Below are 14,186 nucleotides of genomic sequence, written 5' to 3'. Positions count from 1 at the left end.
TGCGAATTGCGAATTGCGAATTGGTTCAATTATTTCATCCCTGCTTGGCGTTGCAACCGCTCAACTAATTGGCGTGTCCAATCCAAACCACTATCGCGCAGGCGTTCTCGGATTGCTAGGGCAGCCTGTGCCAAGGGTAGTGCCTCTGTATAACGCCCCTCCTTTTCTAGAACCTGTGCCAGTCCTGATTGAGCCTGAGCCACCAAGTCTTGCCGTCCCACTTCCTGCGCCAATGCTAACTGACGTTCGTACCAGGAGCGGGCTTCTGTAGGTTGGTTGCGGTCAAGAGCTAGAAGTCCCAAGTTGCCGGAAAAACTTGCCTGAAGTTCTTTATTACCTAACTTTTGCGCGATCGCCAATGCTTCCTTGTAGTAGGACTCGGCGCGGTCATAGTGTTTTTGCAATCGCGCAACATTTCCAAGAGAGTTGACAGAGATCGCCTCAGTTTGTTCTTCCCCAGACTCCCGGTAAATTGCTAATGCTTCTTGGTAAAATCGCTCTGCCTCCAGCCATTCCTGGCGTTGAGCTGCAATTAGTCCTTGCAGGCGGATGGCATTAGCTTTATCACGACGGCTACCGCCCCGCTCCATAACCTCTGTCATCTGAGCCGCCCAACTTGCCGCCCGTTCTGTCTCTGCGCGATTGTAGTGAATCCAGGCAGCATTATAAGCACCCCAACCAGCATCACTCCACTGACCTAGTGCCTTTCCTGCCTGATATCGCCACTCACCCAAGCGTACCCGCTCATCCCAGTAGCCGCGAAACCAGAGGAAGTTATACAAAGCATTTTCCAAATCGATAAGCATTTGGGCAGCTTGTTTGTCTTTCAGTGTACCAGGGATGCCTGCCATTTCTCGCAGGGTTGTTGCCACACCCTCTAGGTTTTGCCATTCGGCTTCTAACTTGTCATATGTTTTGTAGTTTTCTGATCTACCCCCGTACTTCTGGGCATAGTCCACCCAGTAGCGCAGCGTCCCTACGATATCTGTTGTTTCCAAATTTGCCTTGACATAAGTGCGGGTGAGGGGGTGCAGAGCAAACCGTTCTCCATCTAAGTCATTTACCAACGATAAAGTGACTAACCGCTCCACAGAAACTTGAATCTCGGTGCTGGCTAAACCTGTAGCATCTGCCAGGACTTCAGTTTTGGCTGGTGTGAGGAACACAGACAGGGCAGATAGAACTTTGCGATCATTTGGAGTGAGAGTTTCGGCAGCATCAGCAAACAGAAACCCATAGAGATCAGGGGATTTAGCCGCATTCCGCAACCGCTCCAGGGCAAGATTAATAGAGTAGCCTTTGTGTGCCACCTGTCCCAAAGTCCAATCTAGGGCTAGGGGGTTGCCACCAGCCGCTTCATACAAAGCAATTAAAGTCTGTCGTGTCGTAGCCTTTAGTTGCTCACCTAGACGGGGGTTTTTCCTACCCTTTTCTCTCATTAATTCCAAAGCATCCGCCGCAGAAAGTCGGTCTAAACGAATTGTGAGTGCGCTTTCTCCGGTGCGGCGGCGGCTGGTGATGATGGCTTTGTTGGGGTTGGGTAACTTCCGCACAAACTCGGCAATCATATCACGTTCTTCTGGGTTCAGTGTTTCCAGGTTGTCCCAAATCAACAGTGTGCGCCGTCCTCGCAGGGCATCTAAAAGGGCGCGGCGGCGTTCTGTTGCATCAGTCATTTTGACAATCTCAGCCTGTCCCAACACTCTAGCAAATTCTCGACAAAAGCTATCCAGAGAAGACAAGGCCAGGGTTTCTTCCCGCACTCCCTCGGCTGTCAGCCAGGTAGTTTTAGCAGACACGAACAGGTAAGCGTCAAACATCGCTTGCTGACGGGCAAGGTGTGCTACCTCCAGTGCCAATGCTGTTTTGCCCATACCCCCAATCCCATCGATGGTCACACCCCAGCCCCGTTCCTCTGGTGAGAGTGCTTCTAAGCAACGTTGCATCTCTGGTTTGCGTCCGACAAATACATCATTATAGCGGGGTAGATTATCGGGTAAATTGGCTGGTTGATGTCCTTGTAATTGGCTTAATCTTGCTTTTAAGCTAGCGACTTCCTGGCGTTTCTCCTCTAGTTGCACCTTGAGGTGAGCCGGAATAGTCAAGTTGGTATAGCCTGCCCCCTGCTGTTCCAAAACTTGTAATATCATCTGAGCAGTAGAAAGCATTTGTTCCAAGTTTGTGCGCTCTTCCATAGCAGCCTGCGGAAATTACTTACTCTGTTTTTCTCAGTCTAGCTTCTAACTCTGCTACTTCTTGACGTTTTTCTTCTAGTTGAATCCGCAGATGAGCAGGTATAGACAGTTTGTCAAATCCAGCAGCTTGCTCTTCTAAAATTTGTAGTGAGCGACGTGCCATTGCTAGTGCAGGTGTTACCAGTTGTTCATCTGTCATGATTTTAGGCAAGTCTGGGGTTGTGGTAAATTTCCCTAGTCCCTTTCCTCCGCACAACATGGCTATGGGGAAATCTTCCATTGCTGTATCAAAAAACGGGGTTTGTTCTCTTTTACATAAGTTTCTGGCACTCTCTCGTACGGTTTTACCTAAGTGGTTAATCAAGTTGGAAAGCATAACTTTGGCATCCCCTGCTTGATTCGCTGCTCCCTTTAACGCCTCAATGAGATGATAAGTGTAAATGCTCATACTGCCATCAGGACGTATGTAAGAACTTTGATTTCCCCTGGAGGAAGTAAATACTGCCCTGCCTTCACCTTGCTTGAGTGCTTCGACTACGCCCTTGGGTAAGGCTGTGGGGATAAAGTCAGCAGGTAATTCTCCTCCTTTGGATGTAGCCATCCCTTCTGCATGACAACTGTCAATGACTACCCACAACCGTTTTGCTGGAATTTGCCGCAGGGCTTGAGTTAATGCTTCGGCAGATAGCGCGGTGTTAGGAATGTCATCGCAATTAATGTCATATTGCACCAAATAATAAGACTGAGTTGATAAGTCTAAATAACCATGCCCAGAGTAATAAATTACTATTGTTGCGTCTTGATCACTAGCAGCTTTTTCTTGTAGCCACGTTAATTCATCTAAAATTGCCGTGCGTGTTGTCTGCTCATTCTGCAATAAACGAATATGTTCTGCATCGTCTAAGTAAGCACAATAGTTTGGGTCGATTAACACGTTTTTTAAAGCTTGTACATCTTTAATTGTTGCAGGCAATTGGCTCACTCTAGAATCGGCTGTTTTACCAACTCCAATTAACAAGGCGTAACCGTGAGCAAAGTGGTTTGATGGCATAGCACAGGGGTATGATGTTTTTCCCCTAATATTGCATATTTTGAACGCAAAGGGGCGCAAAGGTAAACGCGGAGGGGCGCGGAGAGAGGAGGCGATGATTTTTGTTCTTTATTCTGTCTCTTCTTCGATGACTGCGTTACGGTCTAATATTAATAAGTTCCGTAGTTGGTCTGTGTCTAGTTCTGTTAACCATTCTTCGCCTGCACCTACTACTTGTTCTGCTAGTTGTTTTTTGCTTTCAATCATGTCATGAATTTTTTCTTCTAATGTGCCGGTGCAAACGAACTTATGTACTTGTACATTACGGGTTTGACCAATGCGAAATACTCGGTCTGTGGCTTGATTTTCTACGGCTGGATTCCACCATCTATCAAAGTGGAATACATGATTGGCTCTAGTTAAATTTAAGCCGACACCGCCAGCTTTGAGGGATAAAATCATGATTGGCGGCCCTTGGGGATCGTGTTGGAAACGGTCAATCATTTCTTCCCGTTGCTTTTTGGTGGTACTCCCATATAAAAAGAAGATTTCGCGTCCAAGATGCTTTTCTAAGTGGGGTTTGAGGAGTTTACCCCATTCGGCAAATTGGGTGAAAATGAGGGCGCGATCGCCTTCTTCTAACGCCTCTTCTAACATCTCTTCTAGCCGTTGCAATTTGGCTGAATTGTGTTGTGCTAAGTCCGCTTCTTTTAAATACTGGGCTGGATGATTGCAGATTTGTTTGAGCTTAATTAATAAAGCTAAAATCATGCCCCGACGTTGCAATCCCTCGGCTGATTCAATTTCAGCTAATGATGTTTCTACTACTTTTTGATACAGTGCGGCTTGTTCTGGAGATAAACCACAAAAAACTGTCATTTCTTGTTTTTCTGGCAAGTCTTGAATAATTTCACGGTCTGTTTTGAGCCGACGTAAAATAAAAGGCTGCACCAAAGCACGCAATTGATTTAAAGATGCTGCATCACCGTATTTTTCAATCGGCATAGCAAAGCGGCGTTGAAAGAATTGCTTGTTACCTAAATATCCGGGGTTGAGAAAATCTAAAATTGACCATAATTCTTGTAGTCTATTTTCTACGGGCGTACCCGTTAAAGCAATACGAAATGTTGATTCTAGTTGTCTGACTGCTTGGGATTGTTTGGCTTCAGCATTTTTCACATTTTGGGCTTCATCCAGCACAATTATTTGCCAATCAACTGTCTGTAAAGATTTTAAATCACGGTGAATTAATGAATAACTAGTAATCACTAAATCATGCTTCTTGACTGCTTCTTGAAATGTCTTATCTTTGGGACGTTTATCACCGTGATATTGCATAACTTTCAGAGTTGGGGCAAATTTTTTCACCTCCCTTTCCCAGTTTCCTAACACAGAAGTCGGACAAACAAGTAATGTGGGCTTTTCTAATATATCTTGTTCTTTTAGGTATAAAAGAAATGCTATGAACTCAACAGTTTTACCGAGTCCCATGTCGTCTGCAAGACACGCACCTAAACCCCAACGTTCTAGAAAAGCTAACCAAGCTGCGCCTCTTTCTTGATAAGGCCGTAACTGTCCTTGGAAGTCTTTTGGTGTGGGTAAAGGTGCAACTGCTTGATTATTAGTCAGCGCGCCAATTAATTCTTGTAAAGCCCCAGATGCTTCAAAGCTAACGACTGGTAACTTTTCAATTACTTGCGTATCTCCCGTACTCAAACGTAAAGCATCTTCCAAAGATAAAGACATTTGTTCTTTTCGAGATGCAAAGAAATTTTGCGCTGTTTTAATATCTTGGGGACGCAATTCCACCCATTCGCCGTTAATTTCTACTAAGGGACTATTTAACGCCACTAAGCGATCAAATTCGGCTTTAGAAATTGTCTGTCCACCGATCGCTAATTGCCACTGAAAATTTAATAAACTTTGTAATCCTAGTCTTCCCTGTTTTTTCTTGGAAGTTTCGGCGGAAATTTTTAACCCCAAGCGGTTCGCCCAGCCTTCGCGGTTGGCTAAACTTGGCGGTAAAATCACACCCAAACCACTATCTTCAAATCGCCAAGCCACGGCTTTGATAAATTCATAGGCTTGGATGGGGGTGAGGTGACAAAATTGGGGTGATTCTGTTTCTAAACTGGGTGCGATCGCGGGATACAATCGAGAAGCTAACCCTAAACCCCGTAATAACGCTTCCTGGGGTTGGTCAATGGTACGATTTTGATAAACTAATTGCTCAACGGGATGTTGCCAAATTGTCGCAGCATCTACTAAATATTCTGGATTATCAGCTGCTTGCAAAAAATACGCCAATGTCCAATCAGTTTTTCCCTCATCAGGCGCAAGCAACTGAAAACAAGCACGAAATTGATTTTTAGTGGCTAATTGATATTGTAGCGGCATCGTCCAAGCTTTTAAGGCTGCTTCTAGCCGTTCTACCCCAATTACATCTGCATTGACTGCACCAGATGCAGCCGTTAAAGCCTGCAACCATTGACGCACAGGTAATGGTAAAGCCGCCATCACCCTGGGTTCAAGTAGCGTTTGATTTCCTATCATTTCTCGCACTTGAGCATCAATTACACTGTTGAGAAACGATAAAATTAATTCCTGTGGTTGACAAGGAAAGTCCACATACATTGGTGACTGACTAATTTCTCCCCCAGTCCCCAGTCCCCGATAAATCCGACAAACTAACGGCATTTTTGCCGCAAACTTTTCTAATCGCGTTCCATCTATGGCACTATCTAAAAGCACTTGCCATTGAGCAGTAAAATTCCCATTAACTGGTCGTTGGATAATGGGTAAAAACTTAGAACGGGAAATTAAATCTAAACTCCAACGGGCAATTTGTGACCAAAAACGTAAATCTCCACCTAAAAATGTATCTTCTCCATTGACGATATTTAAAGGTAAAGAGGTGAGAAAGTTAGTTGCGGTTAGAGGTGAAAGACAAAAACCTTCGACTAACCAAGGTTGCAAGTATGGTTTGGTATCAGGTGTTGATTCTACAGCCGCCGAGTGTACAGGCGCAATTAATGCTGTTTCCTCCTGGGTGATTTCTAAAATCTGCGTCGGGAGATTAATGATTTGAGAATGGCTTGGTAAATTGATTTTTTTAGCAGTTGCAGCTTTAGTACCTGATTTCTGTGCTGTTTGAGTGTTAAAGTCTGCAATTGGGAACTTTTCAGCAATCAACCACTCGCTTAACTCTGCTGCTGTCATCGCTAAAGGATGGAGTGGTAATTCACTAAAATTTACATTTACTCGCGGCGATCGCCAAGTTTCACCCCAAATAAATAAACAATTTTCCTGATCTTTTAATAACCAACTACCATGTAAAATCGCCATTTTTTAATTACTCAGACCTTAATATTATTAAATTTATGAAAGATTTTTGGTGTTTTTCTCAAGAATTGCCATTATTACCAAACTAATATATTTATTTTGAGTAAAAAATTAATATTATTAATCATTGTTTAAACTCTATATTTAATTAATATAAGAAATCAGTAATATATACTGTAAAAATACAAATTATTGTTAAGATAATATTCCCTGCTTCTTCAATTCCAGCCACACAACATTAGTAAAGTTATTGTCTATCCCAAATAATAGCTCTATTCTTGTGGTACTGTACTAGTTATTTTTACTCAGTACCTAAAATTGGCTCAACGCCCTGCTACCGCTAACAGCACTCAAGAGGTGTTGGGCCTGGCTTTAGACAACTTGTTGCTATTTGTTATGTAATAGAAGCCAGCCAGAGGGCATAAATGTTAGGATTGCCACAGAGAGAGAATAAAGAAAGAGAAGGAAAAAAAGCTGAATGGCAGAATTTGAGAAGTCAATATCCTTCGATGGAAGGGATATTCGACTGAAGGTAGGCTTACTAGCACCGCAAGCCGGTGGGTCTGTGTTGATAGAATCAGGGGATACAGCTGTTTTGGTAACAGCTACGCGATCAGCAGCCAGAGAGGGCATTGATTTCCTTCCCCTGACAGTAGATTACGAAGAAAGACTATATGCAGCTGGGAGAATTCCTGGTGGGATCATGCGCCGGGAAGGTCGTCCACCAGAAAAAGCCATTCTGACCAGCCGTTTGATTGACCGTCCCTTGCGTCCTTTGTTCCCTTCATGGTTGCGGGATGACTTGCAAGTTGTGGCGTTCACCATGTCAATGGATGAACTAGTACCACCAGATGTATTAGCCGTGACAGGTGCTTCTATTGCCACTTTGATTGCGAAAATTCCCTTCAATGGGCCGATGGCAGCAGTACGGGTAGGTTTGGTAGGTGATGATTTTATCATTAACCCCACCTATGCAGAAATCGAAGCGGGAGATTTGGATTTGATCGTAGCTGGTTCACCACATGGTGTGATCATGGTGGAAGCAGGCGCGAATCAACTGCCAGAGCGAGATATTATTGAAGCGATTGATTTTGGCTACGAAGCCGTGCGCGATTTAATTAAGGCGCAACAAGATTTAGTAGCGGAACTCGGTTTGGAATTTGTGCAGGAAGCACCACCAGAGGTAGACCAAACCTTGGCAAATTATATTCGCGATCGCGCCAGCGATGAAATTAAGAAAATTTTGGCTCAGTTTGATTTAGGCAAAACCGAACGCGATAACGCGTTAGATGCCGTTAAAGAAAATATTGCCACAGCGATCGCTGAACTACCAGAAGAAGATCCCATCCGCGTTGCTGCTCATGCTGATAGCAAAGCTTTGGGTAACACTTTCAAAGACATTACTAAATACTTCATGCGCCGTCAAATCGTTGAAGATAACGTGCGTGTGGATGGTCGCAAACTGGATGAAGTTCGTCCTGTTTCCTGCCAAGTTGATGTCCTACCCAAGCGCGTCCACGGTAGCGGCTTATTTAATCGCGGACTCACCCAGGTACTATCCGCCTGTACCCTTGGTACTCCTGGCGATGCCCAAAACCTTAACGACGACCTCCAAACCGACCAATCTAAACGCTACCTACACCACTATAATTTCCCCCCCTTCTCCGTCGGGGAAACCAAACCATTACGCGCCCCTGGTAGACGCGAAATTGGTCACGGTGCATTAGCTGAACGGGCAATTTTACCAATATTACCGCCCAAAGAACAATTCCCCTACGTTATTCGCGTAGTGTCGGAAGTGCTTTCTTCTAACGGTTCTACCTCAATGGGTTCTGTGTGCGGTTCTACCCTAGCGTTAATGGATGCAGGTGTACCCATTATTAAACCCGTTAGCGGTGCAGCGATGGGTCTGATTAAAGAAGGCGATGAAGTCCGAGTCCTCACCGATATTCAAGGCATTGAAGACTTTTTGGGTGATATGGACTTTAAAGTCGCCGGCACAGATACAGGGATTACAGCCTTACAAATGGACATGAAAATCTCTGGTTTATCTTTAGATGTCATCGCCCAAGCTATTCACCAAGCCAAAGCTGCTAGGTTGCACATTCTCGAAAAAATGCTGCAAACCATAGAAACACCACGCAGCGAAACCTCACCCTATGCGCCGCGTCTGTTGACTATCAAGATTGATCCAGACATGATTGGTCTAGTCATTGGGCCTGGTGGTAAAACCATCAAGGGAATTACTGAAGAGACTGGTGCTAAAATCGACATCGAAGATGATGGTACAGTTACCATTTCTGCGGTAGATGAAAATAAGGCTAAACGGGCGCGTAATATCGTTCAAGGCATGACTCGCAAATTGAATGAGGGCGATGTTTATGCTGGACGTGTGACACGGATTATACCAATTGGTGCTTTTGTGGAATTCCTCCCTGGCAAGGAAGGAATGATCCATATTTCTCAACTTGCTGATTATCGTGTAGGCAAGGTAGAGGATGAGGTAGCCGTAGGCGATGAAGTCATTGTCAAAGTGCGCGAAATTGACAATAAAGGAAGGATTAACCTCACACGCTTGGGTATTCACCCAGACCAGGCAGCAGCAGCACGGGAAGCTGCGGCAGTAAACCGTTAAAATCGATGGGGATTTTAGATAATATCTAAAATCCGCGATGCCTTTTCGGTAGGCATCGCCGCCAAGTTTTTGATTACCTTGAAATACAGCGACTAAATCAGGCCACATTCTCACCAAAATCCTCAGATTGTGAGTTTGTCGATCGCGACGAAGTTTGGTAAATAAAAGATAGCTGCAATGGTTAGCTTTTGTTCCATACTTAACACCAAGCATTGTGAGTGCTAAACGTTTGCCCGAAACTACCGCCCACGTCAAAATCACTCGCCAATCCTGGCAACACGGCTTCCTAGAAGGTGAAGTGAGTGCAGGTGATTTTGAGTGGCATTTTCAATGGAATTTTCGTCTGGGAGAACTTTCCGTTAAACCTTCCCAGGGTCGTGCTTTAATCAAAGAACCTCTAGGACGATTTTTGGAACAGCAAGATTATCAACTAGAACCAGGAGGAGATTACGCGTTTACTATTCGCGCGCAATTGTGAGGAGGGGATTGGGGATCGGGGACTGGGGATTGGGGATTGGGGACTGGGGATTGGGAACAGATAGGCGTATGTTTTTTGGTTCATTTAGCTAAAACTTAAGCAAATAAGCATTTTTCTTTTTACCTTTTGCCTTTTACCTTTTACCTTTTACCTTTCTATTCCGTAAGTCGGCTTAAATATCTTTCGATTAACAGAATTGCAACTATGTCGTCTATGGGGCGTGGTGGTTGGCGCATTCCTTGTGGGATCAGTTTTGTGAGTCCTTGGGGTGGGTACATCTGCCAATAGCGATCGCGTGCTTCTAAGGTAGAATAACGCTCATCCACCAAAACAATATTGACAGCTTCGACTAATTCTTGTTGTAGCTGCTGTTTCCAGCGTTTGGCTGTGGTTTGATTGCCCATGACCAATAAGGAAACAGGGAATCTTTGTCTGAGTATATTAATAGTAGCGATCGCTTCTGGGGAGGGTACGACCTGATGATAATGTAGTTGCCGATCTAATCCCATGATGGCTACACCACATTTATCTTTACCAGGGTCAAAACCTAAAATTACTGGTTGTGTTGGCGAAAACTCATTAGAAAACATAAACTTTATTCCCCAGTCCCCAGTCCCTAATACCCAGTCCCCAATCCCCTTTTAAGTGCTTAAAACCACTTTGCCATTTTGAATTGCTACTAATTTTACTCTTAATGGCCCGGATGTATAAGTATTTTCTGCTGCTACGGCTTTAATTTCTATTGGTTGTTCTAATTGTCGTAATAGAGAAACAAAACGGATAAAAGTCCCATCGATTTGTACGCTTTCGACAATACCCGCATTCCTGGCACGAAATTGGGATGCTGAAATTAATAAATCTAATCTTTGCCTTAACTCATAGGAGGTCATGTTTTTCAGGTCGGCTGTGGTTGTCGCCAGTACCTCACCTTCAGAAAATACTAAAACATTTCTAGCGGCATCAGCGAAAAATTCTATTTGCTTTTCTCCCCTGACATAATTACCAGCAGAGAAAATTCTGACTACATATTCTCGTCCATCACTAATTTGCTTGATCAGTGGTTCTATCCTGTCGGGAGTCACACGCAATAATTGTGTATTGGCGGGAGTTCCAGGTTCGGCTAGTTCGATGCTAGCATTGCGGTTGGCTTCTTGGAGTAGTTGCGAAACTAATTGCTGGGGTGTGACTTCTCGACTGATACGCACTACCGCCGCCGCCAGCACTTGACCCCGCACTAAGGCTAATTTACCCAAGCGCAAGTCGCGATATGACTGGTAATACTTCTCCAATCTCGCCACTTCTTGCTCTAGATAATCCTGTTGTTTTTCTAATTCTTTGAGTAAAGATTCACGTTTAGCAATTACTTGTTCTCTTTGGGCAATTTCTAAGTTGCGTTTTTGGATGAGTTTATCTAGTTGATCAATTTTGATATCGCGTTGTTTAATAGCCTGTAGACGATTGTTCAGTTCGCGATCGCGTTCTTCTATGGCTTGTTTGCGGTTACTCAATTCGCGATCGCGTTCTTCTATGGCTGTTTGACGTTCAGCGATTTGAGCAATTAAGCGTCTGCGTTCTGTCTCTAGTTGAGTGACGACTGTTTGTAACCCTTTTCTTTGGGAGTACAGGCTTTTGAGTTCGTTTTGGGTGCGCTGGAGTTTTGTTTGGGTTTGCGCCAAGTCTTGCTGCGCTGTTAATTTCTCTTTTTTGGTAATGTCTAATGCTTGATTGGCTTGGTTGCGTTGTACTTCTGCTTGAGTTTTCTGTTCTTCTGTGACTTTAAGTTGTTCTCGTTTCTGTCTGAGGTCTTTGAGGATATCTTCTAGCTCAAAAACTCCCTTTCGCAAACCATCATCAACTAAAAATAGAATGGCGAGAGTAGTGGCTGCTGTCAACACACCACTGAAAATCGTTACTAGTACAGCCGTGTTTTTGGGACGCAGCTTAAATAGAGAGAGGCGTGCTTTGCCAACCCTGGTGCCGATGCGATCGCCAACGGTGGCAATTACGCCTCCCAAAATTAAAATTGCTGCAATCAGGATGTACCCGGTGGTCATCTTCAGCTACCGAAATGTTTCCAGATACAGCCCACTTCTTTCATTGACACTCCCCATAACTATGAAACTCTCACGATTAATCATCTATCTCCAGCAGTATTCACAGACTGTTGAGATTGTCTAATTATTTTCCTTCAGCATAAATTTGTGGGCTGTACAACCCATAGGAATGCGGTCATTGGTGTGTGGAGGATGGGGAAGTCGGCAATGGCTAAAGTTGCTCAATATCTGAGATTCACTGCCAACTACAGGTGTGATATAGAGCAATATAGCACAAGACTATCTCCCCCCCAATCCCCTTGATAAGAGGCAGGGGGCAGGGGGAAAGGTACAAAACGAACTTCGTTCCGCTTCGCTAACACCCCTTGTGGGTGGTTTTTCTCCCCTGCTCCCTGCTCCCCTGCTTCTTCATGTTATGTGAACTGTCGGCTGAGAGTCACGGGTTTATGCACAGTAATCTTCTTTTTGTGAATGGAAATCATCTTTTTCTCACGTAGATCCCCTAGTAATCTAGTCACGGTGACGCGAGTTGAACCAATGGCTTCTGCGATCGCTTGGTGAGATAGTTTTAAATCAATCGTGATGCCATCAGCGCAAGGAATCCCGAAATCGCGACACAGAATTAACAGAAAACTAATCAACCTTGAACCCATATCTCGGTGAGCTAAGGTTTCAATCATCATTTCTGTTTGCAAAATTCGCGAAGATAAACCCCGCAGCATTAACATTGATAATTCTGGATTCTCTTTGAGTGCTTGCTCTACTTGTTCAATGGGTGCAGAGAGCAATTCTACAGGAGTAAATGCCACCGCATGGTAAAACCGATCAGATTTATTCCCTGTCAATAAAGACAGCACTCCAAAAACGCTATTTTCCCGCAGTAGTGCAACTGTAATTTCTTCTCCTGCCTCATACACCCTGGAAAGCTTCACTGCGCCTTTCAAAAGGAAATAGACTCGCTCGGCAGGATCTCCAGGAAAAAAGATCGTTTTATTGCGTTCAAACGTTTCGACAACTGGCGGAAAAGCTCCAGTTGCCATTTGACGAAAAACATTTGCTAGGGCCTTATCTTGTGTCACGATCATCTCCCTTCCCCTACCCAATGCCGGAATAACAAAAAAGTAAAAACTAATTACCTAAGAATACACCTGAAAATTCAATAAAGCACCGTTAACCCAACTGTACTTTCCTATACTCCAACCCATAACTTCATAGCTATTTGTTTATAATGATACCTAATTTTTGCATTTTTTAGCTAGCAATTCTTGATAGATACTTCTGCTTAATAGAACTATCAGGTTTTTCAACTAAAAACTTAAGTAATCTTGAAAATATCTTAAGGAATAATATGTATTTTAAACCTCAAAATCATCATTCCTAATCATCATTTTTGCCCATCCTGTATAAAAACAAGACCAACAAGCCCCAGATTCTAGTATGCTCATGAAGACAGGAGACGGAAAGTTAAGGGAAATAAGGATCATCAAAAATCATACCCAGTCCCCAATCCCTAGTCCCCAGTCCCCAGTCCCCAATCCCTAATTTCATCAACCGATCACATCCAAGGTTTCTATGCTGAATCTGAATGGAAAAAATGCTCTGGTTACAGGTATTGCCAATAATCGCTCCATTGCTTGGGGAATTGCCCAACAACTACACGCCGCAGGTGCAAATCTTGGCATTACCTATCTACCGGATGACAAGGGCAAAATGGAGAAGAAAGTTGCTGAACTAGTAGAACCTCTCAACCCCAGCTTATTCCTTCCCTGTAATGTCCAAAATGAGGAACAGATTCAATCTACCTTTGATACCATTCGCGATCAGTGGGGCAGACTAGATATTTTGATTCATTGTTTAGCTTTTGCTAACAAAGATGATTTAACCGGAGATTTTAGTCAAACTTCTCGTACTGGCTTCGCTACGGCTTTAGAAATTAGTACCTATTCACTAGTACAGTTAAGCGGCGCAGCTAAACCATTAATGACGGAAGGAGGAAGTATTATTACTCTGACCTATTTGGGTGGTGTGAGAGCAGTTCCCAATTACAACGTTATGGGCGTGGCTAAGGCTGGATTGGAAGCTAGTGTACGGTATTTAGCATCAGAACTCGGCCCCCAAAATATTCGCGTGAATGCCATTTCCGCCGGGCCTATTCGCACTTTAGCCTCTAGTGCTGTGGGCGGAATTTTAGATATGATTCACCATGTAGAAGCAGTTGCTCCCTTACGTCGTACCGTTACCCAAACAGAAGTCGGTAACACAGCAGCTTTCTTAGCTAGTGACTTGTCTAGTGGGATCACCGGACAAGTGATTTACGTTGATTCAGGATATGAAATCATGGGAATGTAAAAAAAGTCAAAAGTAAAAAGGCGAAAGGAAAAAGAAAATAAAAGAATCTTTTAACAGTTAACGTTGATCAAGTGATTGATACCTGATAACTGTGTTTTAACTT

9 protein-coding genes are annotated in these 14,186 nt (G+C 43.9%); 3 read left to right on the top strand and 6 right to left on the bottom strand.

Annotated elements, in window-relative coordinates:
- Window positions 1–29 precede the first annotated feature (29 nt).
- From ACQFX9_RS12460 to ACQFX9_RS12450, 3 genes are all read right to left on the bottom strand, one after another.
- Window positions 30–2,195, bottom strand: coding sequence for a tetratricopeptide repeat protein (locus ACQFX9_RS12460; protein ID WP_427162294.1), 2,166 nt, complete (start codon window positions 2,193–2,195; stop codon window positions 30–32).
- 19 nt (window positions 2,196–2,214) lie between these two features.
- The gene (locus tag ACQFX9_RS12455; protein WP_427162293.1) at window positions 2,215–3,246 is read right to left on the bottom strand and encodes a caspase family protein; all 1,032 of its coding nucleotides are present in this window, start codon (window positions 3,244–3,246) and stop codon (window positions 2,215–2,217) included.
- 108 nt (window positions 3,247–3,354) lie between these two features.
- Window positions 3,355–6,570, bottom strand: coding sequence for a DEAD/DEAH box helicase (locus ACQFX9_RS12450; protein ID WP_427162292.1), 3,216 nt, complete (start codon window positions 6,568–6,570; stop codon window positions 3,355–3,357).
- 475 nt (window positions 6,571–7,045) lie between these two features.
- On the opposite strand from ACQFX9_RS12450, the gene ACQFX9_RS12445 reads away from it, so the two are divergent.
- The gene (locus ACQFX9_RS12445) at window positions 7,046–9,202 is read left to right on the top strand and encodes a polyribonucleotide nucleotidyltransferase (RefSeq protein ID WP_427162291.1); all 2,157 of its coding nucleotides are present in this window, start codon (window positions 7,046–7,048) and stop codon (window positions 9,200–9,202) included.
- A gap of 214 nt (window positions 9,203–9,416) precedes the next feature.
- On the top strand, window positions 9,417–9,680 hold the full coding sequence (locus ACQFX9_RS12440) for a DUF3146 family protein (protein WP_103138613.1): 264 nt from the start codon (window positions 9,417–9,419) through the stop codon (window positions 9,678–9,680).
- Between the two features lie 155 nt (window positions 9,681–9,835).
- Here the strand turns inward: ACQFX9_RS12440 and ACQFX9_RS12435 are convergent, their stop codons facing one another.
- The 3 genes from ACQFX9_RS12435 to ntcA all read right to left on the bottom strand — a co-directional run bounded on the left by ACQFX9_RS12435 (window position 9,836) and on the right by ntcA (window position 12,819).
- Complete coding sequence (locus ACQFX9_RS12435; protein WP_427162290.1) at window positions 9,836–10,270, bottom strand: pre-16S rRNA-processing nuclease YqgF; 435 nt, start codon at window positions 10,268–10,270, stop codon at window positions 9,836–9,838.
- Window positions 10,271–10,321: 51 nt separating this feature from the next.
- Entirely contained in the window at window positions 10,322–11,734 is a 1,413-nt protein-coding gene (locus ACQFX9_RS12430; protein ID WP_427162289.1) for a DUF3084 domain-containing protein, read from the bottom strand.
- Window positions 11,735–12,147: 413 nt separating this feature from the next.
- Window positions 12,148–12,819 carry a global nitrogen regulator NtcA gene (ntcA, locus tag ACQFX9_RS12425; protein ID WP_017321409.1) on the bottom strand — a complete coding sequence of 224 codons (672 nt, stop codon included), beginning with the start codon at window positions 12,817–12,819 and terminating at the stop codon, window positions 12,148–12,150.
- A 487-nt stretch (window positions 12,820–13,306) separates the two neighbouring features.
- Between ntcA and fabI the strand changes: the two genes are divergently transcribed.
- Window positions 13,307–14,083, top strand: coding sequence for an enoyl-ACP reductase FabI (gene fabI / locus ACQFX9_RS12420; protein WP_427162288.1), 777 nt, complete (start codon window positions 13,307–13,309; stop codon window positions 14,081–14,083).
- Window positions 14,084–14,186: the final 103 nt, after the last annotated feature.

The sequence above is a fragment of the Aliinostoc sp. HNIBRCY26 genome, assembly GCF_050235535.1.
Classification (GTDB): domain Bacteria; phylum Cyanobacteriota; class Cyanobacteriia; order Cyanobacteriales; family Nostocaceae; genus Trichormus.
The sequence above is the reverse complement of the archived record's forward strand: the minus strand, read 5'-3'. Positions and strand labels throughout refer to the sequence as shown.

Bases quoted from the DNA above. Each gene is read 5' to 3' on its own strand.
- ACQFX9_RS12460 (WP_427162294.1), bottom strand. From the start codon at position 2,195: ATGGAAGAGCGCACAAACTTGGAACAAATGCTTTCTACTGCTCAGATG.
- ACQFX9_RS12455 (WP_427162293.1), bottom strand. From the start codon at position 3,246: ATGCCATCAAACCACTTTGCTCACGGTTACGCCTTGTTAATTGGAGTT.
- ACQFX9_RS12450 (WP_427162292.1), bottom strand. From the start codon at position 6,570: ATGGCGATTTTACATGGTAGTTGGTTATTAAAAGATCAGGAAAATTGT.
- ACQFX9_RS12445 (WP_427162291.1), top strand. From the start codon at position 7,046: ATGGCAGAATTTGAGAAGTCAATATCCTTCGATGGAAGGGATATTCGA.
- ACQFX9_RS12435 (WP_427162290.1), bottom strand. From the start codon at position 10,270: ATGTTTTCTAATGAGTTTTCGCCAACACAACCAGTAATTTTAGGTTTT.
- ACQFX9_RS12430 (WP_427162289.1), bottom strand. From the start codon at position 11,734: ATGACCACCGGGTACATCCTGATTGCAGCAATTTTAATTTTGGGAGGC.
- ntcA (WP_017321409.1), bottom strand. From the start codon at position 12,819: ATGATCGTGACACAAGATAAGGCCCTAGCAAATGTTTTTCGTCAAATG.
- fabI (WP_427162288.1), top strand. From the start codon at position 13,307: ATGCTGAATCTGAATGGAAAAAATGCTCTGGTTACAGGTATTGCCAAT.